Origin of the sequence: Companilactobacillus nodensis DSM 19682 = JCM 14932 = NBRC 107160, assembly GCF_000615905.1 — a bacterium.
GTDB classification, from domain to species: domain Bacteria; phylum Bacillota; class Bacilli; order Lactobacillales; family Lactobacillaceae; genus Companilactobacillus; species Companilactobacillus nodensis.
This window is the reverse complement of record NZ_BAMN01000015.1, coordinates 17,645-43,958: the sequence shown is the minus strand read 5'-3', so window position 1 is coordinate 43,958 and position 26,314 is coordinate 17,645. Positions and strand designations below refer to the sequence as shown.

Annotated in this window: 16 protein-coding genes, 5 tRNA genes and 4 pseudogenes; 2 read left to right on the top strand and 23 right to left on the bottom strand. The window is 39.3% G+C overall.

Annotated elements, in window-relative coordinates; all coding sequences use genetic code 11:
• Positions 1-151: 151 nt before the first annotated feature.
• The 18 genes and pseudogenes from JCM14932_RS10280 to pth all read right to left on the bottom strand — a co-directional run bounded on the left by JCM14932_RS10280 (position 152) and on the right by pth (position 19,097).
• On the bottom strand, positions 152-2,644 hold the full coding sequence (locus JCM14932_RS10280; RefSeq protein ID WP_025024773.1) for an ATP-dependent Clp protease ATP-binding subunit: 2,493 nt from the start codon (positions 2,642-2,644) through the stop codon (positions 152-154).
• Positions 2,645-2,935: 291 nt separating this feature from the next.
• Positions 2,936-3,009: transfer RNA gene (locus JCM14932_RS10275), tRNA-Pro, on the bottom strand.
• 19 nt (positions 3,010-3,028) lie between these two features.
• Positions 3,029-3,100 (bottom strand) — tRNA-Gly (locus JCM14932_RS10270).
• Positions 3,101-3,104: 4 nt separating this feature from the next.
• A tRNA-Thr gene (locus JCM14932_RS10265) sits at positions 3,105-3,177 on the bottom strand.
• 50 nt (positions 3,178-3,227) lie between these two features.
• Positions 3,228-3,310 (bottom strand) — tRNA-Leu (locus JCM14932_RS10260).
• A 49-nt stretch (positions 3,311-3,359) separates the two neighbouring features.
• Positions 3,360-3,432: transfer RNA gene (locus JCM14932_RS10255), tRNA-Val, on the bottom strand.
• Between the two features lie 526 nt (positions 3,433-3,958).
• Positions 3,959-5,448 (bottom strand): annotated as a pseudogene (gene lysS / locus JCM14932_RS15300) (lysine--tRNA ligase).
• 52 nt (positions 5,449-5,500) lie between these two features.
• Positions 5,501-6,529, bottom strand: a complete 1,029-nt coding sequence (dusB, locus tag JCM14932_RS10245; protein ID WP_025024772.1) for a tRNA dihydrouridine synthase DusB — start codon at positions 6,527-6,529, stop codon at positions 5,501-5,503.
• 82 nt (positions 6,530-6,611) lie between these two features.
• On the bottom strand, positions 6,612-7,493 hold the full coding sequence (hslO, locus tag JCM14932_RS10240; protein ID WP_025024771.1) for an Hsp33 family molecular chaperone HslO: 882 nt from the start codon (positions 7,491-7,493) through the stop codon (positions 6,612-6,614).
• Positions 7,494-7,559: 66 nt separating this feature from the next.
• On the bottom strand, positions 7,560-9,719 hold the full coding sequence (gene ftsH, locus JCM14932_RS10235; protein WP_025024770.1) for an ATP-dependent zinc metalloprotease FtsH: 2,160 nt from the start codon (positions 9,717-9,719) through the stop codon (positions 7,560-7,562).
• A gap of 82 nt (positions 9,720-9,801) precedes the next feature.
• Positions 9,802-10,347, bottom strand: coding sequence for a hypoxanthine phosphoribosyltransferase (gene hpt, locus JCM14932_RS10230; protein WP_025024769.1), 546 nt, complete (start codon positions 10,345-10,347; stop codon positions 9,802-9,804).
• A gap of 2 nt (positions 10,348-10,349) precedes the next feature.
• Positions 10,350-11,678 carry a tRNA lysidine(34) synthetase TilS gene (gene tilS / locus JCM14932_RS10225; protein ID WP_025024768.1) on the bottom strand — a complete coding sequence of 443 codons (1,329 nt, stop codon included), beginning with the start codon at positions 11,676-11,678 and terminating at the stop codon, positions 10,350-10,352.
• Between the two features lie 222 nt (positions 11,679-11,900).
• Positions 11,901-12,302, bottom strand: a complete 402-nt coding sequence (locus JCM14932_RS10220; protein WP_025024767.1) for a S1 domain-containing RNA-binding protein — start codon at positions 12,300-12,302, stop codon at positions 11,901-11,903.
• Between the two features lie 22 nt (positions 12,303-12,324).
• On the bottom strand, positions 12,325-12,717 hold the full coding sequence (locus JCM14932_RS10215; protein WP_025024766.1) for an FtsB family cell division protein: 393 nt from the start codon (positions 12,715-12,717) through the stop codon (positions 12,325-12,327).
• Positions 12,718-12,811: 94 nt separating this feature from the next.
• Entirely contained in the window at positions 12,812-13,054 is a 243-nt protein-coding gene (locus JCM14932_RS10210; protein WP_025024765.1) for an RNA-binding S4 domain-containing protein, read from the bottom strand.
• Positions 13,055-13,056: 2 nt separating this feature from the next.
• Complete coding sequence (locus JCM14932_RS10205) at positions 13,057-14,571, bottom strand: putative polysaccharide biosynthesis protein (RefSeq protein WP_268870373.1); 1,515 nt, start codon at positions 14,569-14,571, stop codon at positions 13,057-13,059.
• A 45-nt stretch (positions 14,572-14,616) separates the two neighbouring features.
• Positions 14,617-18,144 carry a transcription-repair coupling factor gene (gene mfd, locus JCM14932_RS10200; protein ID WP_025024763.1) on the bottom strand — a complete coding sequence of 1,176 codons (3,528 nt, stop codon included), beginning with the start codon at positions 18,142-18,144 and terminating at the stop codon, positions 14,617-14,619.
• 396 nt (positions 18,145-18,540) lie between these two features.
• Positions 18,541-19,097: pseudogene (gene pth / locus JCM14932_RS15295) on the bottom strand (aminoacyl-tRNA hydrolase).
• Between the two features lie 144 nt (positions 19,098-19,241).
• Between pth and JCM14932_RS15290 the strand changes: the two are divergent.
• Both JCM14932_RS15290 and cbpA read left to right on the top strand, forming a co-directional pair.
• Positions 19,242-20,223: pseudogene (locus JCM14932_RS15290) on the top strand (L-lactate dehydrogenase).
• A gap of 107 nt (positions 20,224-20,330) precedes the next feature.
• A complete protein-coding gene (cbpA, locus tag JCM14932_RS10185) occupies positions 20,331-20,993 on the top strand; it encodes a cyclic di-AMP binding protein CbpA (RefSeq protein ID WP_025024762.1) in 663 nt (220 codons plus the stop codon).
• Positions 20,994-21,042: 49 nt separating this feature from the next.
• On the opposite strand, the gene JCM14932_RS10180 is transcribed toward cbpA, so the two are convergent.
• The 5 genes and pseudogenes from JCM14932_RS10180 to JCM14932_RS17220 form a co-directional block, all read right to left on the bottom strand.
• Positions 21,043-22,830 (bottom strand): ABC transporter ATP-binding protein, encoded by a 1,788-nt coding sequence (locus JCM14932_RS10180; protein WP_025024761.1) that lies wholly within the window; start codon positions 22,828-22,830, stop codon positions 21,043-21,045.
• Positions 22,823-24,582: pseudogene (locus JCM14932_RS15285) on the bottom strand (ABC transporter ATP-binding protein). Before JCM14932_RS15285 ends, JCM14932_RS10180 begins: the two are co-directional and overlap by 8 nt.
• A gap of 117 nt (positions 24,583-24,699) precedes the next feature.
• Positions 24,700-25,812 (bottom strand): alanine racemase, encoded by a 1,113-nt coding sequence (alr, locus tag JCM14932_RS10170; protein WP_025024760.1) that lies wholly within the window; start codon positions 25,810-25,812, stop codon positions 24,700-24,702.
• Between the two features lie 28 nt (positions 25,813-25,840).
• Positions 25,841-26,017 (bottom strand): holo-ACP synthase, encoded by a 177-nt coding sequence (locus JCM14932_RS17225; protein WP_235700584.1) that lies wholly within the window; start codon positions 26,015-26,017, stop codon positions 25,841-25,843.
• The gene (locus JCM14932_RS17220; protein ID WP_235700583.1) at positions 26,002-26,208 is read right to left on the bottom strand and encodes a 4'-phosphopantetheinyl transferase superfamily protein; all 207 of its coding nucleotides are present in this window, start codon (positions 26,206-26,208) and stop codon (positions 26,002-26,004) included. The genes JCM14932_RS17225 and JCM14932_RS17220 overlap by 16 nt, the downstream gene beginning before the upstream one ends.
• Between the last annotated feature and the right edge of the window lie 106 nt (positions 26,209-26,314).

Sequence of the window (26,314 nt, the reverse complement as noted above, 5' to 3'; positions counted from 1 at the left end):
AAAAAAACCAAAAATAGAACTGAATCTATTTTTGCTTTTCTTATTACGGCATAACCACGGACAATAGATCGCGGCTTACGTTTTGAACTTTAAATCTCATAAAAGAATATTACTCGCAATCATTATCATTGTCAATAGTCAAGCTCTTTTTTTAATGAGTTAATGATTTACCTGCTTTAGTTGCGGCCTTAGCTTTCTTTTCAGCAACGCTGATCGATAGCTTACCTTGCTTAGAGCCAACCTTGATCGTGTCACCCTCATTGACTTTGTTCATCAATAATAGTTCACTGACTGGATCCTCGATCTCACGTTGAATGGTCCTTCTCATTGGACGAGCTCCATATTCTGGATTGTAGCCATCCTTAACTAAGTCACTGTATGCAGATGGAGAAATAACTAATTTGATATTTCTCTCTTGTAGACGTTTAGCTAGATTACTGCTCATGATCTTAGCAATTGCCTTAAGTTGATCCTTATCAAGCGCCTTGAAGACGATTGTTTCATCAACACGGTTCAAGAATTCTGGTCTAAAGAACTTCTTCAATTCTGTATTGATACGGGCTTGCATTTCCTTGAAGTCATCGTGGACATCCTTCGCACCGAAACCAACTGACTTGTCATCTTGCAATGCACGAGCACCCAAGTTAGAAGTCATGATGATAATAGTGTTTCTGAAGTCAACCTTACGACCCTTAGCATCAGTCAAGATACCATCATCTAATACTTGTAGTAATAGGTTGAAGACATCTGGATGAGCTTTTTCAACTTCATCAAGCAGAATTACTGAATAAGGTTCATTTCTAACCTTCTCAGTCAATTGTCCACCTTCATCGAAACCAACATAACCAGGTGCAGAACCGATCAACTTAGAAGTACTGTATTGTTCCATGTATTCTGACATATCAACACGGATCAAGTTATCTTCTGAACCAAACATTACTTCAGCGATAGACTTAGCAAGCTCAGTCTTACCAACACCAGTAGGTCCAAGGAACATAAATGAACCAATTGGACGATCAGGGTCCTTCATACCACTTCTAGCACGACGAATAGCACGTGATACAGCGCTAATGGCATCATTTTGTCCGACAACACGCTTGTGTAGCTCACGTTCAAGGTTAAGCAGACGTTCACTCTCTTTACGAGTGATCTGCTTAACTGGAACACCAGTCCATTCGGCAATAATTTCAGCAATATCATCGACCTTAACAACTGGCTTCTTAGAACGACCATTGTTTTGGTCTTCTTTGATCTTAGCAATATTTTCTTGAACATCTTGTTCATGTTCACGGATCTGTGCAGCTTTTTCAAAATCCTGATCCAAAATAGCATCATTCTTATCATTGATAAGCTTCATTGATTCATTAGTTAATTTCTCAAGATCATTATTCTTAGATACATTGTGGATACGAACTTTGGCTGATGCCTCATCCATCAAATCAATTGCCTTATCAGGTAAGAAACGATTTGTTAGATAACGTGATGACAACTTAACTGCAGCTTCAATAGCTTCGTCAGAAATTGTCAAACCATGATGTTGTTCATATCTAGGACGCAAACCTTCAAGGATCTTAACTGACTCTTCCTCAGTAGGTTCTTCAATGTGTACTTGAGCAAAACGACGTTCAAGCGCAGTATCCTTTTCAATGTACTTTTGATATTCATTCAATGTTGTAGCACCGATCAATTGCAATTCACCACGAGCAAGTGCAGGCTTCAAAATATTAGAAGCATCGATTGCACCTTCGGCACCACCAGCACCGATCAATGTATGCAATTCATCAATGAATAAAATAACATGTTTGTCTTTGTAGATTTCTTCAATAATTTTCTTCAATCTATCTTCGAACTCACCACGATACTTAGTACCAGCAACTAATGAGCCCATATCAAGCATCATGATACGTTTGTTTTGCATATCTAGTGGAACATCCTTGGCGACGATTGCGTTAGCCAAACCTTCGGCGATAGCAGTCTTACCAACACCAGGTTCACCGACTAGAACTGGATTGTTCTTAGTTCTACGGCTAAGAATCTGAATAGTACGTTCAACTTCCTTCTCACGACCGATAACGGGGTCGATTTGATTTTCAGCAGCGATCTTAGTCAAGTCACGTGCCAATGAATCAAGTGTTGGTGTACCAGCTACTTCCTTTTTCTTTTGAGCTTGTCCGATACCTCGACGAGTTGTCTTGTTAGACATGCCCATCTTGTTTAGTAGTAGACTCTTTGTCTTTGCAAGACTTAATCCCAAATTAGATAAAATACGATTTGCTAAATTATCAGCGTCGTCCAAGATAGCCAGTAGGATATGTTCAGTACCAATACGACTTGTATTGTATTGATTTGAAATTTCTTCGGAACTAGCGAGAATTGTTTGTCCCTTAGGAGAATAAGGAAGATAAATTCCCTTTGCGGTATTAGATGAAACATCACCGTAGCCTGTCAAATGTTCAATTTCTTCTTTGACATCATTGTCGCTAACAGCTAAGTCTCTTAAAGTAATACCGGCGATACCATCATTTTCCATTGTTAGACCTAATAGAATGTGTTCAGTACCAACAGCATTATGATGAAATGTTTTAGCTTGATCTTGGGCTAAAACAAGTGCGTTTTTTGCGCTTTCGGTAAATACTTTGTCCATGATAACTACCTCGACTTATAAATTCTTTAGTGTAGAAAGTATAATTCTGTTGTGTAAAAATGCAAGTGATTAAGCTTAATTACTATATAAAACCACTTATCCCACAAAAAAGTTTGATTCTTATCTTAACATTAATATAAATTATTTTGTACCAAAGTTACTTATTTCCAAGATAAATAACTTTCTATTGCTATTATCCCACAATCTGCACTTTGACATTACTAAAGAGCACAAACAAAAGAGATCATCCACTTCGTATAGAAGTCGATGATCTCTTTTAACTGTTTTGAATCGGGAAAACAAGATTCGAACTTGCGACCCCCGCGCCCCGAACGCGATGCTCTGCCAAGCTGAGCTATTTCCCGATAGCTCTATGAATAATGAAGCGGAAGACGGGATTCGAACCCGCGACCCCCACCATGGCAAGGTGATGTTCTACCACTGAACTACTTCCGCATAATGCCGACTAGAGGATTCGAACCTCCGACCCCCTGTTTACAAGACAGATGCTCTGCCAACTGAGCTAAGTCGGCATCAGTATAACACTTAGTGTAAACCTAATTCAATATCTCAAATATCGAAATACGGGTGAAAGGACTTGAACCTTCATGTCCATAGGACACTAGAACCTAAATCTAGCGCGTCTGCCAATTCCGCCACACCCGCAAAGTGTTAATGATGCTATGAAAACCACTAAACTCGATTAAAAGTTTAATGGAGGATACAGGGATCGAACCTGTGACCTCCTGCTTGTAAGGCAGATGCTCTCCCAGCTGAGCTAATCCTCCATGTGTTCTTGTAACAAACAACTATATTATTATACCCAAAACGCACAAAAAAAGTCAACGATAATTCGTCAACTTTTTTAAAATATATCTTATTCTTCTATTTACGACTGCGGTTCCTAAATATTTCATTAGCCGTGGGGACCGGTGCGATCCATAGTGCGGTCTCGCACCTCGACTTGAAGCTTTGTTTCGCAAATCTCCAAGATCGTCCCGTGGTGTAAGAACGGATGGTTCACCGTTCTAACGCCACTCTTCACGGCAAATAAAATATTTATCCACCTCCGTCTAATACCACTTAGTAGTAACTTAGTTATACTATCTAAATTGATATCTCATACTAGCTAGCCGGAGGGCAAAAAAGGAAAATCCGCTGTGATAGTGCTGTAGGACGAAGGTTTACCGTCCGTACAGCACAGGACGACTTTTGACATCTGCGATTTCTGCAGAGTTCAAAATCGAGACCTCAGACCGCACTTCGGCTGAGGTCGGTCCCACAGCGATTTTTCATTTTTGACCGTAGGCACCCCTATTCTTCATTATTGCTATTATCTTCAGGCTTCATAGTAGGGAAAAGCACAACATCACGAATTGTAGGTGCGTCAGTCAATAACATAACTAGACGATCGATACCGATTCCTAGTCCACCTGTTGGTGGCATACCATATTCCAATGCTTCGACATAATCATTATCGATACCTTCAGCTTCATCATTACCTTCATTTCTTTCAGCAACTTGAGCTTCGAATCTTTGGCGTTGGTCAATTGGATCATTCAATTCTGTAAAGGCATTACCATACTCGTTACCTAAGATATACAATTCGAATCTATCAGTAAAACGAGGATCTTGCTTGTTCTTCTTAGCAAGCGGTGAAACTTCAATTGGATAACCATAAATAAATGTTGGTTCTTTGATCTCATCTTCAACAAATGTTTCGAAGAATTCACTGATGATATGTCCAACTTTCCAATACTTCTCATAATGAACATTGTTGTCATCAGCTAACTTACGAGCTTCTTCAACTGTCATTTCTTTAGTGAAGTCAATGCCAGTCTTTTCTTGGATAGCGTCAACCATTGAAACACGCTTGAATGGCTTACCTAAATCAACATCTTCACCTTGATATGTGATTTCAGTTGTTCCAAGTGCCTTTTGAGCAGCATGTCTGATAATACCCTCAGTTTCGTCCATAACATCGTTGAAATCAAAGTAGGCAGCGTATGTTTCAAGTGATGTGACTCAGGACTGTGTTGTGTATCTAATCCTTCGTTACGGAATACACGGCCAATTTCATAGACACGTTCGAATCCACCAACGATAAGTCTCTTCAATGGTAATTCAAGTGCAATTCTCAAGTACATGTCTTCGTTAAGAGCATTGTAGTGAGCGATAAATGGCTTAGCGTTAGCACCACCAGCTTGTGCATTCAAAGTAGGTGTTTCAACTTCCATGAAGTCTTCACCATCTAAGTATTCACGTACAGCTGAAATAATCTTTGAACGTTTCTTGAAACGGTCGAAACTGTCTTGGTTAGCAATCAAATCAAGATATCTTTGACGATACTTTTGTTCAACATTTGTTAAACCATGGAATTTGTCAGGTAGTGGACGTAGTGACTTGGCTAACATAGTTACTTTAGTAGCTTTAACAGTCAATTCACCCATATCAGTCTTCATGACATGACCTTCGATACCTAAGTTATCACCGATATCTGAACGTTTGAAGATGTGATAGTTTTCTTCACCGACTTCGTCTTTACGCACGTAAATTTGGATCTTACCGCTTCTATCTTTGATATCAGCGAATCCAACCTTACCCTTACCACGTTTAGTCATCATACGACCTGCAATGATAACTGGTGTGTTTTGTTCTTCTAAGACATCCTTAGCTTCTTCGCTATATTTGTCTTGAAGTGTTTTTGCCAAATCAGTTCTGACAAAACGTGAACCATATGGATCTACACCTTCATCATAAAGTTCTTGAAGTTTTTCACGTCTGACCCGTAGTTGGTCATTCATGACTCTTGTCTTCTTTATATCTTCTTTAGTTGGTTGCTTTTTCTTATTCTCGTTACTCAAAATTTTTCCCCCTGTCTACGAAATTTTTTGAAGATCTCGCTTCTCGTTGTTCGTAACTTTCAACAAATTGATCTAGTGCATCAAAAACTCCCTGTACTGAATCTTCATTCACTACTTTAGCACGAGTTCTGACTGCATGGGGAATCCCCTTTAGATAATATGCTGCCTGTTGACGAAATTCTGGAACATCAACATGCTCACCTTTTAAGTCTACCAGACGTTGGAGTTGAAGTTTAGCCATATTAATTTTTTCTCCAATAGTTGGTTCAGGAAGCAGCTCGCCTGTTTCCAAATAATGATTCATTTCGTTCAAACGCCAAAGATTTCCGATGACAGCTCGGCCCACCATTACAGCATCAGCACCGACATCATCAATCATTGTTTTCGCATCTTGAGGTGTCACAACATCCCCATTACCAATGAAAGGAATGGTTAACTGTTGAGCCACTTCGTGCAAAAGCTCCCAGTCGGAATGTCCACTATACATCTGTGCCTTAGTTCGACCGTGCATTGCTACAGCTGAGGCACCAGCTTCTTGAGCGGCTAATGCATTTTCAACTGCCAAAATGTGATCATTATCCCAACCCGTTCTCATTTTGACTGTGACCGGCTTATCAACTGATTCACTGACGGCTTTTACCATCTCATAAAGTTTATCCGGATCACGGAGCCAACTGGAACCAGCACCAATTTTGGTAACCTTCTTGACCGGACATCCCATATTGATATCAATAATATCAGCACCAGTATTTTCAGCTACATACTGAGCAGCACTGACCAATGATTCAGTCGTACCGCCAAAAATTTGAATACTAACTGGATGTTCCTTCGGGTCCACAAACATCATGCCCAAGGTCTTAAGATTACGATGCCTGATACCTTGATCACTGATCATTTCACAGACAACTAATCCAGCTCCAAATTCTCTTGCAGTGACCCGAAAGGATGAATTAGTAATACCCGCCATAGGTGCAACGACAACCTGATTAGGGATTGTAACGTTACCTATTTTCCATTCCATACTGTCTACCTCAAAAAACTTTTCACGTTTTTATTTACAACTTGTCATGATAACAAATTTTACATTTAATTGGCAAACATCATTACTTGTTTTCAGAAATAATGCTTTGTAATTCAGCTTCACTGAATTGATATTTATTACCACAGAATTTGCAGACAGCCTCTGCACCATGATTCTCATCGATCATTGCCTGCAGTTCATCAGTGGACAATGTGGCTAGAGACTTTTCGAACTTCTCTTTGGAGCAATCACACTTGAATTGAACTGGCATAGTATCAAGGACCTTCATGTCAATTCCATTCATCAGTTTATTCATTACTTCTTCGTTAGTTAATCCTTCATTCAACAATGTCGAAAGATTAGGTACGATTTTTAAATTATTTTCGATTTTGTCGATGTCAGCATCCCCGGCACCAGGCAATGTTTGAATCAAGAATCCGCCAGCAGCACCGACCGTTTCGTTAGGTTGGACGAAGACAGATACACCGATAGCTGAAGGGATTTGTTCTGACTTAGCCATGTAATAAGTGAAGTCAGCCCCGATTTCTCCTGATACTAATGGTACTTGACCTGTAAATGGTTCTTTTAGATGCAAGTCCTTAGTAATACTTAAGACACCTTTAGTTCCGACCGCACCTTTAACGTCGATATGATGATTATCGTTCAATGGCAAACTAACATGATTATTTTGAATATATCCTTTGGTGTCACCCTTGGCGTTAGCATCAACTACGATAGCACCGGCAGGACCATCACCGACAATACGAGTCGTCAAGACTTCGTCTTCTTTCAAAGTTGAAGTAGCAACCAAGATCGAGCCGATCATTGTACGACCTAAGGCAACAGTTGAATTACTCCAAGTATCGTGTCGTTTTTGAACTTCAGCAATTGTTTCAGTCGCGTTCACAACATAAACTCTGAATTTACCATCTTTAGAGACAGCTTTTGTTAAAATATCAGACATTTTTTATTTCCTTTCAGTTAAAAAAGCGACTCGAATGAGTCGCTTCTTTGATTGATACATATTTTACTACTTATCTTCATTATTATCAGAATTATCATCGTTGGATGAGTCTGACTTATTATCTGCATCGTCTTTGTGTTCAGAATCGTCTGATTTTTCTGATGGGAATTCAGTTTCGTTCACATCAGTATCATCGGTCTTATCTGTTGTTGACTTAGCACCTTGTTTAGCAGCATCTTTTGCTTCAACAGCACGTTTTGCTTGTTCAAAAGTAGCAGCACTTTCTGATGGGAATTCTGTGTTGATATCATTATCAGGCATCTTGCCGTCATTGAACAAACTCAAAATTTCCTTTTCGTTAAGTGTTTCATACTTCAATAGGGCTTCAGCAATTAGCTTATGTTGTTCACGGTGGCTTTCGATGATCTCTCGAGCTTGTTCGTGACCTTCGTCAAGAAGACGTTTAACCTCTTGGTCAATTGCCTTAGCAGTATCTTCTGAGTAAGCAGGTATTTGACGATATCCGCCACTACTAAATGGTTGTCCATCTTTTTCAAGTTGAACTGTACCTAGACGATCAGTCATACCATATTCAGTAACCATTGTACGAGCAATTTGTGTTGCTTGTTCAAAGTCATTTGAAGCACCTGATGATTGCGAACCGAAGATGATCTCTTCAGCTGTACGTCCACCAAGTAATCCAGCAATTTGTTCTGTAAATTCTTTCTTAGTTATAAGGTTCTGATCATCCTTAGGAAGCATGATGGCATAACCACCAGCCTTACCACGAGGTACGATAGTAACCTTTCTAACAACTCGTGAATCGTTTAGAACCAAACCGATCAGAGCATGTCCGGCTTCGTGATATGCGACCATGTTACGTTCTCTATCAGAGATGACACGATTCTTCTTAGCTGGACCAGCGATAACACGGTCTTCAGCTTCGTCAATATCAGTTGGATCGATTCTTTGCTTACCACGTCTAGCAGCAACTAAGGCAGCTTCGTTAAGTAAGTTTTCAAGATCAGCACCAACGAAACCAGGAGTTGTTTGTGCTAATTGTTTCAAATCAACATCATCAGTAAATGGTTTGTTCTTGGCGTGAACTTTAAGGATAGCTTCACGTCCCTTAACATCAGGTCTACCGACAAGAATCTTACGGTCAAAACGTCCTGGACGAAGTAAAGCAGGGTCCAAAACATCTGAACGGTTAGTAGCTGCCATAACAATGACACCTTCATTACCAGTAAATCCGTCCATTTCGATAAGTAATTGGTTAAGTGTTTGTTCACGTTCATCATTTCCACCGCCGGTACCAGAACCACGTTGACGACCAACAGCATCGATTTCATCGATAAAGATAATTGATGGAGCGTCCTTCTTAGCATTCTCGAACAAGTCACGAACACGAGAAGCACCGACACCAACGAACATTTCAACGAAATCAGAACCAGAAATTGAATAGAATGGAACTTTAGCTTCACCAGCAACGGCTTTGGCAAGCAAAGTCTTACCAGTACCAGGAGGACCTTCGAGAAGGACACCTGATGGGATTCTTGCGCCTAGAGAAACATACTTACGGGGATCTTTCAAGAACTCAACAACTTCAACAAGTTCTTGTTTCTCCTCTTCTGCACCAGCAACATCTGAAAATCTAACTTTGTTCTTCTTAGGGTCTTCAGGTTTAACTTTGGACTTGCCAAAGTTCATAACACGGTTTGCACCACCGCCTTGTCCTCCACGCCCCATCATCGCAAAGATGATAAAGAAGAAAAGAATAAATGGTAGTACCAAAGTAAGAATTATTGAGATCCATTGAGATGACTGTGATTTGGCACTGGCAGTCGTCTTAACTTTCTCAGCCGAAGCGGCGTTATTAATTCTCTTCAGCGTATCATTATTGGGTAGTACGGTCGAAGTAAATTGAGTCACTTTAGATTGACTAGTAGTTTGGCTTCTATTGAAAATAGATACAGAACGTGTTGTCTCTGTAGTTTGAGCCTTTTTGTACTGACCAGTAACTTGGTAAGCACCACTAACTGGTTCGATCTTAAAGCTCTTAACCTTCCCTTGTTTCAACTGTGTAATAAATTGATCTTGGCTTAGAGTTTTAGATTGATCTGAGGATTGACCACCAGCAAACCAACTTGCTGCGAGCACTAAAACTACGAAGAGCAAGATATAAAACAGGCTATTATTGATTAACCTATTTCGATTATTTTTCATATATTTCCTCCTAATTACTTAGACGTTACATATTGTAACATTGACAGGCATTAACACAATAATAATTGTACCGCTAACTTAATTATTTTGTACTATAAACATCTGGCTTCAAGACACCGACGTATGGCAAGTTACGGTAGTGTTCGTTGTAGTCCATACCGTACCCCACAACGAAGGCATCAGGTATCTGTACACCGATATAATCAACCTTTACGTGCTTGATTCTACGAGACGGTTTATCTAAGAATGAAACTAGCTTGATAGAGTTAGCTTCACGAGTCTCGAATAGTTTAACCAAACGATCCAATGTATATCCTGTATCGATGATATCTTCAACGATAACTACATCGCGTCCTCTTAGTGAAGTATCCAAATCCTTAATAATTCTGACATCACCAGTTGTAGTAGTATTTTCACCACCATAACTAGAAACATCCATGAAATCATATTCCATAGGAATATCAACATGCTTGATCAGATCCATCATAAACATAGCTGCTCCACGCAGGATACAGACAAAAAGTGGATTCTTACCTGCATATTCCTCAGTTAGTTCCTTTCCAAGACGCTCATTTGCTTTAGCAATCTCTTCTTCCGAAACTAATATTTTTTCAATATCCGAATTCATTTTTATACCTCATCCTCAAAGTCGATTTTCAAAAAGTAATTACCTTTTTTTAAATAATCGCCTAATTTATAAATTTTTTCAACCCAAACTACCTGATTATCGAATAATAACAGCGGAATTTTACTTCTTTTGTATTCTGGGACCTTTTCGTTGATAAATCTCTTGCTTAGTTTTTGATGTCTATCGTCAGAAATTATTAGTTTATCACCAATACGGCGATTCCGTAACGTTATTTCTTGGGGCAATGAATTCGTGATGATCGTGGCATCGTCTTTGGAACACTCTTCCAACAGAAACTTTCTGCCATTGATCATAAGAGATTCTCCAATCTTGATGTCATAACTATAATCATCATTGACCGCTTGATCTGACAACAGGAAGTTATCGTACGAGCGAATGAACTTCCAACCATCTTCCAAGTCGATCGATGCATTAGGACTGTCTCCCATAATCACAGTAATTATCTGTTCCACTTGCTTATTACTGACTGGTATATCTAAGTTGCGGGTAAAGAATCCGCCCCAGAACAGTGTCTGTTGATTATCATCAAGCACCTTCAAGGGTGACAATCGGCCTTCAATACTGTGGCTAGTGATCGTTACTTGCATGTTGGATTGGATAGTAGCAAATTGTGTCACGGCAAGATCTATCAAAGCAGTTAGTTGTTGATCAAATAGTCTGAAGTGAGATAGCATCTGACCATTTTCCTTTTGCAATTCAGGAAAAATATTGTTTCGTAATCGATTGCGCATAGTTATGTTCTCAAAGTTTGTCTCATCTTGAACATGATCTATATCAAGTTTTTTGGCGTAACTTCGTAATTCGGACTTTGAAAAATCTAATAATGGTCGAACAAGTTGGCCATTTTCAAATGGTCGCTGTTGCTTCAGACTAGTTACCTCATAGACATTGCCAGATCGAATCATCTTCATCAAAACATTCTCGGCTAGATCATTAGCATGGTGAGCTGTCAATAAAGTATCATAATTATCTTTGTCCATTATATTAGCAAAATATTGATAGCGGAATTCACGGCCAGCAGCTTCCATCCCAACGTCATCATCGGGCTGATCAGTCCACTTAGTGGTATAAAACTTATAAGAATTTTTTTGACAATGCTGTCTTAAAAACTCAACTTCAGCCGCACTTTCTGGACGCAAATTATGATCAACATTGATGACTGCAAATGAGTCTTTATCAACTATTCTAGCGATCAAATCCAGCAGAACCATCGAATCAACACCACCAGAAACAGCTACCAGTAGTCTCTTTGCATGATATTTTTTTAGAGTTTTTCTGACGGTTCCTAATAATTTTGTTTCTAATTCCACTTTTTGCCTCCTTGGTGTCTGTTGTGATTTCCTTTAGGATTATCTAAAACGAGTTGCGAGAAACAACTTCCTCCGCTTACTACGGTCTGCCAAATTAACCACTTCGTGGCAAATTTGCCAAACCTAGGTAATGCTCAGAAGTTACCGTTTCTCTCCACTCTCTCTGAAATAAAAAAAGCTGAGACAATCGTCACAGCTCTTATTTTGTTCTATTATTTTTTATTAACTTCTGCGGCCACCACGACCACCACGTTTACCTTCAGTATTCTTGCGAATAACACTCATTCGTTCTTCGCTTTCTTTCATGAATCCTGACATCATGTCATCAAAACTTTCAACCGGTTTATGTTGAGGTTTTCTTTCACGATGTTGATACTTAGGCTTTCTTGGTTGTTCAGTGGCTTGTTTGATTGAAAGTGCGATCTTGTGATCCTTTTCGTTAAGAACTAAAACCTTTACGGTATCGCCAACTTTAAGTACATCGTGGATATCCTTTACGTAGCCATTAGCAATCTCACTAATGTGTACCATTCCACTTTGTCCTTCGCCTAGGTCAACGAATGCCCCAAAATTTGTAATTCCAGTAACCTTACCCTCTGTTTTAGATCCTACTTCAACTGTCATCTAGATATAATAGTTCCTTCCCCTATTTTTGAATCGCATTAACATTATCCGGTAAATTATAAATCAATTCACCAGGCTTGGAATACATATATTTTTCCCGAATATATTTCTCCAAGTAGTTTTTATTCTGTAGCTGATTTATTTCTACTTTCAAGTCACTCTGCGTGGCTTTTTGTTTGTTAAGCTTCTTTTGATTAACCTCGATCTTCTGTGCAGTCGACGTATATGTCATATGTGCACTGATGATCTGAGACCCCAAAGTAAGCAAAACAATAGCAAACAGCACACCAAGAGCAACTAGTCGCCGTTTATGAACTTTTCTCTCAAAGTTGCTGCGACTAGGTTTTGTAGAAGTTTTTTGTTGCTTCGGTTCAAGAACTGAAACATTGGAATTTGCTAATTTACGTACTTCCATGCTACTACTCCCCTAGAAATTATTACTTTGAGTATAACAATTTTAGAGAATGTTTTGAACCTGTTTTGACTTTTTTTAATCTAATTGCAATCTTTTAATCAATTTCTTCGAACATATCAGCAGAATCAGTCTTCTTAGTTGTTTCTTTAATGTTCAAGACCTTAATCTTCATAGTCTTTTCACCGAAGTGCAGTTCCATTGTGTCACCAACAGAAACCTCTGTAGACGATTTGGCTACACGGTCATTGACCATTGCACGTCCATTGTCTGCAAATTCCTTAGCAACAGTTCTTCTCTTAATAATTCTACTTACCTTCAAAAATTTATCTAATCTCATAATTAATCCTCAATCTTCATGAATTTTGTAATGAACTCGCCCATTGGCAAAATTTCCCATTCACTTTTGCTCAAAATCTTTAATTTCTTGGATAATCCCAAATATATCAATACCCCAATTGGAATTAACACAACACTAATTAATATACTGTGCCCACGACTTAAGAACAAGTAATGTGAGCTAACGGTAGCCAAAGCCTTGATAACGATGCCCATGAGTAGTCCCACTGAAATAACTTTGGTCAAGAAATCTCTACTAAGTAGGAATACTCCGTTGTCGTAGATCAAATACATCCCTGCCAAAATGATACATTCACTCAAGATGGTTGCCAGAGCGGCACCAACAATATTGAAATGTGGTATCAGTAAGATATTCAGAGCTATCTTTGCCACCAACGAAACGATGAATAAGACCAACTTGATCAGATTCTTCTCATCGTCTCCACTAGTTATCGCCACCATTAAATTGATAAACGAAACGAGCACGATCGACAACATGTAAATTGCCAATGCCAACGAACCGTCCGCTGTCGTGAACAGCATCGTATTAACTTCTGGCATCAAAGCGACTAACCCCGCCGTTTCAGCGACTGCCAACCACAGACAGACCCGCATCATCTTTTGAATGATGGTCTTGTTGACCTTAGTCTGATTGGCCTCTCGAAGTTGCGGCATGATAGTTGACACAAACGATAGTGAAATAACGATTCCGAGCTGAATCAGTGGCTGTGCTCGATCAAAGACGCCCTTTAAAATTTCGGCACGGTCGATCGGCATACCGCTATGCATTAATAATCTCAAAATCGTAAATGAATCAATAAACTGATAAAAAATCGTAATTCCGGTAAAGACAACGATCAGAAGTATTTCCAATGCTAATCCGCGTTCGATCTTTACCTTAACGTCTTGGTCATCTTGCAACAACGGCTCACGTTGCTTAATAAATGTCAGCATCAGTATCACAACTGCAAACAATCCACCAATAAAGGCACCACTGTTAGCAATCATCCCCATTTGGTAAATACCCAAAAATCCCTTACCAAAAAGGATTGCGGAACCGATGATAATTATAATTCTAATAAATTGTTCCAAAATTTGTGAAATCGCACTCGGTGTCATTTCTAGATCACTCTGGAAGTAACCTCGAAAGGTTGCCTCAAACGGTACTAATAGGAATGTTAAAGACACCGCACGAATCTCATGAAACAAATTTGGATCTCCCATAAAAATGGCTAAGTATCTAGCCGAACCCCAAAGAAAGATAGTTAACGCCAAACATCCTGCCAGCAAAACTGTAAAGGTCAGTTTCAAGAGCTTACTCTTAGCCGCCGGACTATCCTGCTGCGCGAAAGTCTTCGAAATAACTACCGGTAATCCTGATAAAGCTAAAACTGAAAAAATACCATAGATTGGATACACTTGCTGATAAATAAAATATCCCCGATCACCAACAATGTTTTGCAGCGGAATCCGATAAATTGCACTCATCAATTCTGAAAAAAGTGAAGCAATCGTCAGAATCCACGTACTTGATGGCTCTTGATACTTCTCTCTTCATTGTTATTAGTTTTTAATTTTTTCTTTCTTTAGTTTGTCGAACTCTTTTGCCATTTCCAAAGCAAATTTTTGTAATTGTGGGAACCATTCATTCTTTTCAACACTACCCGAATCCAATGAAATACTGAACTCGTCATTCTTATTATGAACGGTTGCCTTCATCGTCGTATTACCTAAGAACTTGAAGACTAAGTCACCTGTCAAATAATCATTAGCCTTGTCAGAGAACTTCAAGACGATCATGCCACTCTTCATAATGACATTCTTAACCAATGATTCATCCAGTGATGTCTTCAATAGACTAACATCCAACAAATTAGATACCTCTTGTGGATAATCACCGAAACGATCAAGTAATTCTGATCTAACCTCTTGATAATTCTCGTCCGAGTCGATTTGACGAATACGTTTGTACAACTCAACTTTTTGACGTTCATCACTGATGTAATCAGATGGAATATAAGCGTCTAATTCTAAGTTCAATTCAGCGTTAGTCTTCTCAGCCTTAGTATGACCACGTTTCTTAGCAACAGCATCGTTTAGCATTTGTGTATAAAGATCGAATCCAACTGAATCAATGAATCCGTGTTGCTGCTTACCTAATAAGTTACCAGCGCCACGAATCGACAAGTCACGCATCGCAATCTTGAATCCTGAACCCAATTCAGTGAAGTTCTTGATGGCTTCTAGTCGTTGCTCTCCCACTTCAGTCAACACCTTGTTAGGTTTGTACATCAAATAGGCATAGGCAACTCGATTGGAACGTCCAACACGTCCACGAATCTGATACAACTGTGATAAGCCATATCGATCAGCATTTTCAACGATCAAGGTATTGGTATTCGGCATATCAACACCAGTTTCGATAATAGTTGTCGTAACCAACACATCATACTCACCAGCTAGATAATCAGAAATGACACCTTCCATTTGGGTTTCGGTCATTCGACCATGCGCAGTCGCAATTCTAGCATCTGGAACCAAAGCCTGCAATTGACCAGCAACTTGTTCCATGTCATCAACCCGATTATGCAGGTAGAAGACTTGACCACCACGTTCCATCTCACGCTTAATAGCTTGAGCAATGACATCGTAATTCTGCTCCATTACGTATGTCTGCACTGGATAGCGATTACTTGGTGCGGTCTCGATCAATGAGAGATCACGTACACCGAGCATCGACATATTCAGAGTTCTAGGGATCGGCGTCGCTGTCAATGTTAAGACGTCAACGTTAGCCTTTAATTGTTTGATTTTTTCTTTGTGCTTAACACCAAATCGCTGTTCCTCATCAATTATCAATAAACCAATATCTGAGAACTTAACATCCTTTGATAACAAACGATGCGTTCCGACCACGATATCCACTTGACCTTCGGCTAATCCTTGAATGATTTCCTTGCTGTGTTTTCTCGATTGGAATCTTGATAATACTTCAATATTAACCGGAAATCCTTCGAAACGATCTTTCATTGTTTGATAATGCTGTTCCGCTAACAAAGTAGTTGGCGCTAAGAAGACAACTTGTTTGCCAGCTTCAACAGCTTTGAATGCTGCACGCAGTGCAACTTCTGTCTTACCAAAACCAACATCACCAACTAATAATCGATCCATTGGGTGAGCCTTTTCCATATCGCGTTTGATCTCATCGATCGAACGTAATTGATCAGGTGTCTCTGGGTATGGGAAGGCATTGTCGAAGTCATGCTGCATATCATCATCCTTAGGAAACGGATAACCCTTCTCAGCTTCACGCTTAGCATACAAGTCGATCAAGTCGTCAGCGATATCTTCAATACTTGATTGAACCTTACGCTTAGTCTTTTGCCACTCATTACCGCCAAGTTTGTTAACACGTGGTGATTTACCTTCAGCCGAGACGTACTTTTGTACCATATCAAGCTGTGATACGGGAATAAATAGCCGACCATCATCACGATATTCAATCGTAATATAATCTTGGTGCTTACCGTCAACCTCCATCGTCTGCATTCCGATGAACTTACCAATACCATGATTGACATGAACAACGTAATCACCCGGCTTGAGTTCGTTGTAACTCTTCAAACGTTCAGCATTAGCTAAGGTCTGATGGCGACGACGCTTAGGTTGCTTATTGAACAATTCTTTCTCAGTAATGATAGCAACTTTTTCTTCAGGCATTTCAAATCCCAAGCCCAGACTAGCATTCATAATTTGAGTTTGATCTTCGATCACCTTATCAGTCGTGGTCAAAGTTGCCTTGATTCCAAAGTCGATCAAAGTGTTATTAATAGCCGAGATGCGCTTTTCGTTACTGATCAACAGTAAAATCGTATAGCCTTGCTTTTGCCAGCGTTCAACTTCTGATTTCAATAATGGCATCTGACTGAAGAATTGCTGCATACTTCTGACAGGCACATTGTGCAATTGATTAAGGCGAATATGTCCCATACCTTGTTGAAAGGCTGACATGTAAACTTGCGGATTTTCGTTAGTTTTCATCATTTCAATGAAACTTTGACGAATAATTTGCTCCGGCAAAGCTTTGCCATACTCTAATTGACTGGCTAACCATGCTTGGTTGTCAGCTTTGTTATCATTCGACTGTTCAACTAGACGACTGTATTCGTCAAACATCACAATGTCGTCATTAGTCAAATAATCAAGCAGGCTGCTGGATTCATCCAATAAGTAATCAATAATACTACCAATGTTATCAGGACGCATACCCTCAGATAATTCCTCGATCATCTGCGAGAAAGTTAGATCAAGATTATTCTTAACTTCCTTGTTATCTCCAGCTGACTTAACCTGCTTATCATAACTTTTCTGAAGCTTTTTCAGTCCAACTGCCACTTGTTCAGCTGTAATGACACGATCATTAGCTGGCAAGATCTCGATCTCATCGAGTTCCTCCATACTACGTTGTGTTTCCGTATCAAAGAACTTGATCTTATCAACCTCATTGCCGAAGAATTCGATTCGCACAGGATTATCCACATTCAATGGATAAATATCAACGATATCTCCACGAATTGCGAAGTCGCCCGGTTTGGCAACCAACTTATCCTTCTTATAACCCATCTGAACAAAGGTGGAATTAAGATTCTCTAAGTCATACTCCTCACTCATGGCAATCTTCATCTGAGCCGACTTGAACAACTCACGTGGTGAAAGTGCATATTCCAACCCTGCGACAGAAGTGACGACAATACCCGGTTCATCACCAATCAAAAAGCTCAAGGCATCAAGTCGCTGACTCAGTTCATCTGGTGAACTAGTAGCGATTTCAGTTGAGATAGCCTCTTCAACTGGAAAAATATGTGTATGTTCACTATCTTGCAAGTTCAAATCATCGTATAGCCGATTAGCATGAAAGTTAGTATTTTCTACTATTAATATTTTTTTATTTTTTTGCTTAAGTGTTTGTAATGCAAATAGGGAAATCGTTGAACCAATCAATCCCGTCAACATATTCTTTGTCTTTGGTTTGACTTGTTCAATAAATTCCCCAAGGTTCAATTTATTTGAAATAAAGTCTGTTAGGTTCACGTTTGATTCCTTTCTATCAGAGAGTGGAGAAAAACGGTTAACTCTTGAGCATTAACCTAGGTAACGTGACGATGCGGTCTTGGCATCTTCTCGTTAGCGTAGTTAAGCGGAGGGAGTTGTTTTTCGCAACTCGTTTCAGAGAGTTGCGAAAGCCGGGAGATTCTGAGCACTGCCTAAGATGGCGAAAGTGCCAACGAAGTTGGTGCATTTGCTATCTGTAGCAGGCGCAGGAATCTGGCTTTCGCAACTCGTTTTGGAAACCGGATAAGTATGCGGAAACGAGTTCCGGAGTGGCAAACCTCTGCGCTTACTACGATTAATAATTGCACCAACTTCGTTGGCACCATCATTAATCTAGGTAATGCTCAAGGTCTGACCGCCCCTCCTCCACTCTCTCTAATTATACTTATTCATCAATTGATCAAACGTATCCCCAGCAATCCAATCCTTCACAGCGCTTGCTGCATTATCGATCCCAGTTAATGCGACTGGTGCTTGATCCTTTGTAAATGGAGTCAAAACCCAATTTACAACAGTCTGTTTATCTGGATGTTGAATACCGATTTTAATACGTTTGAAATCTTTTGTACCCATAGATGCGATTATACTCTTAATCCCGTTATGACCACCGGCTGAGCCCTTGGCACGTAGTCTAATTTTGCCGATCGCATATCTAGATCATCTTGGATGACCATAATTTCTTCTGGTTTGATTTGATAATATCCTGTTAAGAACTTCACAGCTCGACCGGATTCATTCATAAATGTTAAAGGTTTAACTAGAAAGACTGTTTCGCCGTCAACTTTGAATTTACAATATTCAGCCTCAAAATCTTTTTTCATTTGAGTTTGATTATATTCTTCCATTAACTTGTCGATCGTCATAAAGCCCATATTATGCTTTGTACGGTCGTATTTTTTGCCTGGATTGCCTAATCCAACGATAAGTTTCATATTAATACCTCATTTCAACTTGTAATTATATCATGCAAAAAGTGGGAATTTTTTACTTTTTTCACAATCACCCTGTTTATTTTCAAAAATTATTTGTATAATTGGATACGAAACATATTTATTTCGAAGGGATGATAAAAAAATATGACAACTCCAACAAATGAAAAGAACCACCAAAAAGTACTTCTAGTTGGTGACGGTGCTGTAGGTTCAACTTTTGCCTACGCAATGACACTTCAAGGTATTGCACAAGAATTAGTAATCTGCGATATCGCCAAAGATAAGATTAAGGGTGACGCAATGGATCTTGCTGATGCACTTCCATTCTCATTCCCTAAGAACATTCACGCTGGTGAATATTCAGATGCCAAGGATGCTGACATCGTTGTTATCACTGCTGGTGCTCCACAAAAACCAGGTGAAACAAGACTTGACCTTGTTAACAAGAACTTGAACATCTTGAAGACAATCGTTGACCCAATCGTTGAATCAGGATTCAATGGTATCTTCTTGGTTGCTGCTAACCCAGTTGATATCTTGACATACGCTACTTGGAAACTTTCAGGCTTCCCTAAGGAACGTGTAATTGGTTCAGGTACATCACTAGACTCAGCTAGATTACAAAAATTCGTTGGTGAAGAACTAGACATCGACTCGTGCCGTTAATGGTTACATCATGGGTGAACACGGTGATTCAGAATTCGCTGCATGGTCACACTTGTCAATCGGTGGAGTTACAATGGCTGAATGGATGGAACAACACCCAGAGGTTACACAAGATACTCTTGACGCAATCTACAAGAAGGTTGTTAACGCTGCTTACGACATCATCAATACTAAGGGTGCTACATTCTACGGTATTGGTACTGCACTTGCAAGAATCTGCAAGGCATTGCTAAACGACGAAAACACTGTTCTTCCATTATCAAACATGATGACTGGCCAATATGGCGTTTCTGATATTTACATCGGTTCACCTGCTATCATCAACCGTAAAGGTCTAAAACAAATCATCGAAGTTCCATTAAACGATGAAGAATCAACACAAATGAAGAAATCAGCTGCAGAACTTGAAAAGATCCTTAAAGATGGTTTTGAAGCTACAGGTATCAAGGGTCGTCAATAATCCTTAATATCCTAATTAAGAGTTGAAACTTATGTTTCGGCTCTTTTTTTTTTCATTTTTTTACTGTATCATTGATTCAATTAGAGAAGATTGGATGTGTGATATATATGTTAGTAAAATCATTGGTTTTAAAAAAGGAAAAGCTCACAACCGTCAAAGAAACAGTCACTCTTGAAGAAGCTTTGAAAGTTCTTGAAGACTCAGGTTATCGTTGTGTGCCAATTCTTGACGAAAGTGGTCAAATATTCAGGGGAAATATTTACAAGATGCACATTTATCGTCATAAGTCACGTGGTGGAGATATGAACTTGCCCGTAACAACATTGATGAAAAACGCTACTAAGACAATTAGCGTTGACTCACCATTCTTCAAAGTATTCTTCAACATCAAGGATCTTCCTTACATTGCCGTACTTGATGAATCCAACTTATTCTACGGAATCCTAACTCACTCAAGACTATTGAGCATGTTATCAGATGCCTGGAATTTGGAAATCAGCAGTTACGTTCTAACTGTAAGTTCATCTGGCGATCGTGGTGATCTAGAAAAAATGTCTAAGATCATTTCGAAGTATGCTTCGATCTCTGCTTGTGTGACATTGGATGCCAAATCAAACGAAGTTGTTCGTCGTACATTGTTCACACTACCTTCAGGTGTAAGTGTTGAAACTCTAAAGGAAATTATCAAGCGCCTTGAAAAGAAGAGTTTTGTCGTTGCTGAAATCGACGATTTGAAGTCTGGTAAGATTTTGAACCGTGATGCTTTATAATTTAATAACAAACAAAAATTGCTACCAGCTAAGGTAGCAATTTTTTTGTCTAATCCATGGATTGAAGTTCGTACAACTCTGAATATAATCCACCTAACTTTAACAATTCATCATGCGTACCCCGTTCAGCGATACGTCCATGACTCAAGACTAATATTTGATCGGCATCTTGAACGGTGGATAACCTGTGTGCAATCGCAATTGTGGTCCTGTCATCCCTCATCTTCGACAATCCCTTAGTAATACTCTGCTCAGTCTGTGGATCAATATTGGCCGTCGCCTCATCCAATATCAATACTTTGGGATTACGAACAATGGTTCTCGCAAATGATATCAACTGACGTTGTCCAGCTGAAAAACTGCTACCACGTTCAGTTACCTTAGCATGATATTGATCTGGCAATTCTTCAATGAACCCATCCGCATCAACGAATCTTGCTGCCTGTTTCACTTGTTTATCCGAAATACTCTCGTCGTACATACGAATATTCTTGGAAATATCACCATAAAACAAATACGGTTCTTGAATAACTAATCCTAACTTCTCACGTAATTCCTTAGTTGAATAGTCTCGAATATCGTGATCATCAATCAGAATTTGACCTTCGCCAAACTCATAAAATCGTAACAGAATATTGATGATCGAACTCTTACCGCTACCTGTGTGACCGACTAGTGCAATGGTTTGCCCCGGTTCCACTACAAAAGAAATATCCTTCAAAATTGGTTCTCCTGGTACATAGCCAAAAGTAACATGTCTGAATTCAATTTTACCGACCGCAATCTCCGCATCGCTAGTTTCGTTTTGTTTGGGACTAGTTGTCTGATTGTCGAACAACTTCATAATCCGATATCCCGCGACCATTCCATCTTGGAAATAAGACATGTAATTCATCACATTAGATAACGGATTAAAAAAGTTTTGTTGGTAAGAAATAAAAGCATAAATGACACCGGCTGCTACAATCGTATGCGTGCTTTCTAATCCAAAACCACCTAATGCAATTACTTCTGCCAATGTGAACATCAACGTAATAGTTGGGTAAAGCAAGAACGAATTAACGTTGATCATTTTATTACGTTGTGTGAAATACAAATTATTCTTATGTTCAAACTCCGCAATCATTCGCCTCTGTTGGCCAAATTGTTGAATGATACTGATTCCCATCAATGATTCATTCAGCTTAGTATTGATTTGACTCAAATATTCACGTAATCGTTGATAGATCTTAGAGCTCAAGTGTTGATACAGCCAGATTAAGAAGTACAGGGCTAGAACAAATAAGGCTGTCGCAATTGCCAAGGTAGTATTAACCGACATCATTGCCACAAAGGCAGAAATTATCGAAAAGGCCGCAACCAAGATCATCAAAAATAATGTCCAAAAATCGTACAATGTCTTCGTATCATTGGTAACTCTGGAAACAATCGACCCAGCTGGTGTCTTATCGAAGTAATCCATTCCCAAAGTATGCAACTTACGGAATAACTGACTACGAATACTTTCTAACGTTCGTTCAGCTCCCATTGAAAAGGCAAAGTTCTGAATAAATTGCACCATCGCCTTGATGACTGTTCCAATAAAGTACACGATTGCGAAACCAATAATGATTTGAATACCAGTGTCTTGGTGAACTAAGTAGTGATCCATATAATATTGCAGCAACCTTGGTAAAGCTATATTAATTACACTCAAACCAACTGCAAAAATTATTGCTGTAACAAATTGGCGTTTGAATGCCCAAGCAAAACTAAATAATCGTTTCAAAATATTTCGTTGTTGCTTACGAGAAAGAGTCTGAATATCTTCAATTGTTGTTTCTTCTTTTTTATCCACGATTATTCAATCTCCCTTCTATTTCAGCATTTTTAGCTTGCAAATTAAACGTATCATAATACCATCCTTTATTAGCCAATAATTCTTGATGCGTTCCATGTTCAATAATTGTGCCATGATCAACCACCAAGATCTGATCGGCATATTCTACAGAACTCAATCTGCTGGCAGCAATGATCGTCGTACTCTTACTTCGATTGGCAGCAATACGTTCTTCAATATTTCGTTCCGTCTTCGAATCTACGGCCGACAGAGAATCATCTAGGATCAATAACTCAGGATCACTCAAAACAGCTCTGGCAATCGCCAGACGTTGTTTTTGACCACCCGATAGCGATACACCCAACTCACCCACTTGCGTATCGTAACCCTCTGGCATGCCATCAATATCATGATCTAGGTCGCAATGTGTGCTGCAGAAACGACTTGTTCTTGTGTCGCATCAATATTGGCAAATCTAATATTGTCACGGATATCGGTTGAGAATAAGAAGTTAGTCTGTGGAACGTAACCGATCGTATCCAAATAATTATCCAGCTTAAAATCACGAATATCGTGATCACCAACGGTTATTTGACCATTATAATGATCGAAGTCACGCATCAATAATCCAATAATCGTCGACTTACCACCACCAGTCGGACCAACGATACCCATCGTTTGACCTTCCTTTAGTTCAAAGCTAACATCATTCAAAGCAACTGCTTTGTCATCTGGATAGTGGAATTTTTTCATTTCAAAATCCAAAACACCACTAGGTGCGGATTTTACTTCATGACGTGGTGCTACTAAAGATGACTTTTCATCCAGCAGTTCGGTGATCCGATCATAACTAGCTGAACCACGTTCCAAAATGTTGAACAAACTACCGATAGCAAACATCGGCCAAGTCAACTCCGCCATGTACGTAATAAATGAAACCAACTCACCAATAGTTATCTGTGAATGGATGACTGCCAAACCACCGAGAATAATCGTAATAACATACGAGATACCCATAATTATGGATGTTAATGGATCAAACATTGCATCCAGGCGATATGACTTTTTATTAGCTTTGATATTTTTATCCACATACTTATCAAAATCCCGTTCATCTTGGTGCTCTTGTCCGAGTGCCTTCAATACTTTGATTCCGAGAACACTCTCTTGCGTCTTGTTGTTGATACTTGAAAACGCCGCTTGTGACTTCATGAAGGCGTCATGGATTTTATTACCAAGCACATTTGCCATGACCGCTAACAAGAGCAATGGCAAGATAGCATAGAACGTCAATTTCCAATTGACAAATATCCCCATCGCAAAAATCATCGACAACCCAGTTATCAACGAATCAGCTAATGTTAATACACCGGGGCCAGCAACTTCACGGACAGCATCAATATCATTCGTCGCATGTGCCATCAAGTCACCGGTACGCCACTTCTGGTAAAAGGTCGTATCCATCTTCATAAAATGTCTGAACAATCGATCACGAAGATCACGTTCCAAAACATATGAACTACCAAAAATCATTTTTTGCCAAACGAATCTAAGTAAATATCCCAAGATTGCTACCAAAACTAATAGAACCAAATTCATCACCAAAAAATGAATCGTCAGCGTCCTCTTGCTGACAGCATCGACGATGATACCAACGATCCGCGGCGGTATCACATTACAGGCAGCCACAAGTAAAAGTGCTATAACGCCTAATGTGTACTGCTTCCAACGATGCTTAAAAAACCAACCTAATCTAGAAAAAATCCCCATATTAATTCACCTGTTATTAAATGTTATTAAAAATTCGATATCTTTTACTTTACACCTTGAAGTGGACTTTAGGGCAAACAAAAAGCCTGCATCATAAGCGATGCAGGCTTTTTTAATTTATTTAATATACTTCCTAGGTAATCTTTCACTCAAACTGCAAAGAACTTCATAATTAATAGTTCCAGCATATTGAGCAACCTCAGTAGCGGTGATCTCATCATCGCCATCCTTACCGATCAGTGTAACCTTACTACCAACTGGCATCTTCTCAGGTAACTTGACCATGAATTGGTCCATGCAGACACGTCCGACGATTGGACAACGTTTACCGTTGACCAAAACTTCAAAGCCTTGCATACGACGTAACCAGCCATCAGCGTATCCCATCGGAACTGTTCCAATCCATTCAGAATCTTCACTGGTATAGGTTGCACCATAACCAACACTGTCACCCTTGTTGATCTGTTTGACGAAGACCAATTCTGAATACAAGCCTAAGGCAGGTTTCAATTCATAAGGTGTCTTAGTGATATCAGTTTGTGATGGATTCAACCCATAAAGAGCAATTCCATCACGCACTAAGTTGACTGCCAAATCCTGATGCCACAAGGCTGTGGCCGAATTTGCACAGTGAACGTATTTGAATTCAGTTGGTAAATCACTGGTCATTTCTTTGAAACGGCTAACTTGCTTTTCAAAGTATTTTTCATCCGGATTATCAGCTGTCGCAAAGTGTGTGAATAATCCTTCAGCAATAAATTTATCAGAATTATCATTTAAATAATTGCAGGCAGCAATCAGATCAGCTTTTTCTCTAAAACCGATTCTTCCCATACCGCTGTCAATTCCCAAATGAACTTTGAGATTCTTAACACCGGCCTCAGCGGCTTGTTGTAGCCACTCTAAACTACCCACAGTTAACGAAATATCGGCGTCTGCAGCAACTTTAGCGTTATCCACACCAGTAATACCCAAAACTAATATCGGAGCTTGAACGCCATTTTGACGGATCTCAAGCCCTTCATCCAGTGTAGCGACACAAAGTCCGCTAGCGCCGTATTCTAGTTCAGCTGTAGCAACAGCTACTAGCCCATGTCCATAAGCATTGGCTTTGACCACAGCGAAGACATCTGTACCTTCAGGCACAGACTTCAATTCGTTCTGCAAGTTTTCCTTTAGATTACTTAAGTTAACCTCGACATATGCGGGGCGATGGATTGATGGTAACATGTGATACCTCCTAAAAAGTTACAAATAACTATTCAGACTTATCCACATCCTCAATAATAACTTCCGTTATTACTAGTTCATCCGTATCTGAAATAGAAATTTGAATGTTTCCCTCAAAAATATCCGTTTTAATATATGGTTGACCAGATTCATAATTCAATACACTGAGATCATGAAACCCAATCTTACCTAATCCGGTTCCCATGCTTTGGTGAATGATTCTTTAGCCGAAAACCTACCTGTCAAATAAGTCATTTGAGCTTTTTCAGTCTTCTTAGTTAAGAATACCGCCATTTCCTCACTTGTCAAAACTTTATCCGCAAATCTAGGATGTCGACCATAGATCTTACGAACCCGATCGATTTCCGCAATGTCTACTCCTAGTCCTTTTATCATAATATCTCTCCATAATTTTTTTGAAAAAAAAGACAAAGCAAAATTAATTACCTTGTCTTAATTACTTATATTATAAAACAAATGTTTTATATTCCAAATATTTACG

Bases quoted from the DNA above. Each gene is read 5' to 3' on its own strand.
- hslO (WP_025024771.1), bottom strand. From the start codon at position 7,493: ATGTCTGATATTTTAACAAAAGCTGTCTCTAAAGATGGTAAATTCAGA.
- hpt (WP_025024769.1), bottom strand. From the start codon at position 10,347: ATGAATTCGGATATTGAAAAAATATTAGTTTCGGAAGAAGAGATTGCT.
- JCM14932_RS10280 (WP_025024773.1), bottom strand. From the start codon at position 2,644: ATGGACAAAGTATTTACCGAAAGCGCAAAAAACGCACTTGTTTTAGCC.
- JCM14932_RS10215 (WP_025024766.1), bottom strand. From the start codon at position 12,717: ATGGAAGTACGTAAATTAGCAAATTCCAATGTTTCAGTTCTTGAACCG.
- JCM14932_RS10210 (WP_025024765.1), bottom strand. From the start codon at position 13,054: ATGAGATTAGATAAATTTTTGAAGGTAAGTAGAATTATTAAGAGAAGA.
- JCM14932_RS17225 (WP_235700584.1), bottom strand. From the start codon at position 26,017: ATGGGAACCGGATTAGGTAAGATTGGGTTTCATGATCTCAGTGTATTG.
- JCM14932_RS17220 (WP_235700583.1), bottom strand. From the start codon at position 26,208: ATGATAAAAGGACTAGGAGTAGACATTGCGGAAATCGATCGGGTTCGT.
- cbpA (WP_025024762.1), top strand. From the start codon at position 20,331: ATGTTAGTAAAATCATTGGTTTTAAAAAAGGAAAAGCTCACAACCGTC.
- alr (WP_025024760.1), bottom strand. From the start codon at position 25,812: ATGTTACCATCAATCCATCGCCCCGCATATGTCGAGGTTAACTTAAGT.
- ftsH (WP_025024770.1), bottom strand. From the start codon at position 9,719: ATGAAAAATAATCGAAATAGGTTAATCAATAATAGCCTGTTTTATATC.
- dusB (WP_025024772.1), bottom strand. From the start codon at position 6,529: ATGGAATGGAAAATAGGTAACGTTACAATCCCTAATCAGGTTGTCGTT.
- JCM14932_RS10220 (WP_025024767.1), bottom strand. From the start codon at position 12,302: ATGACAGTTGAAGTAGGATCTAAAACAGAGGGTAAGGTTACTGGAATT.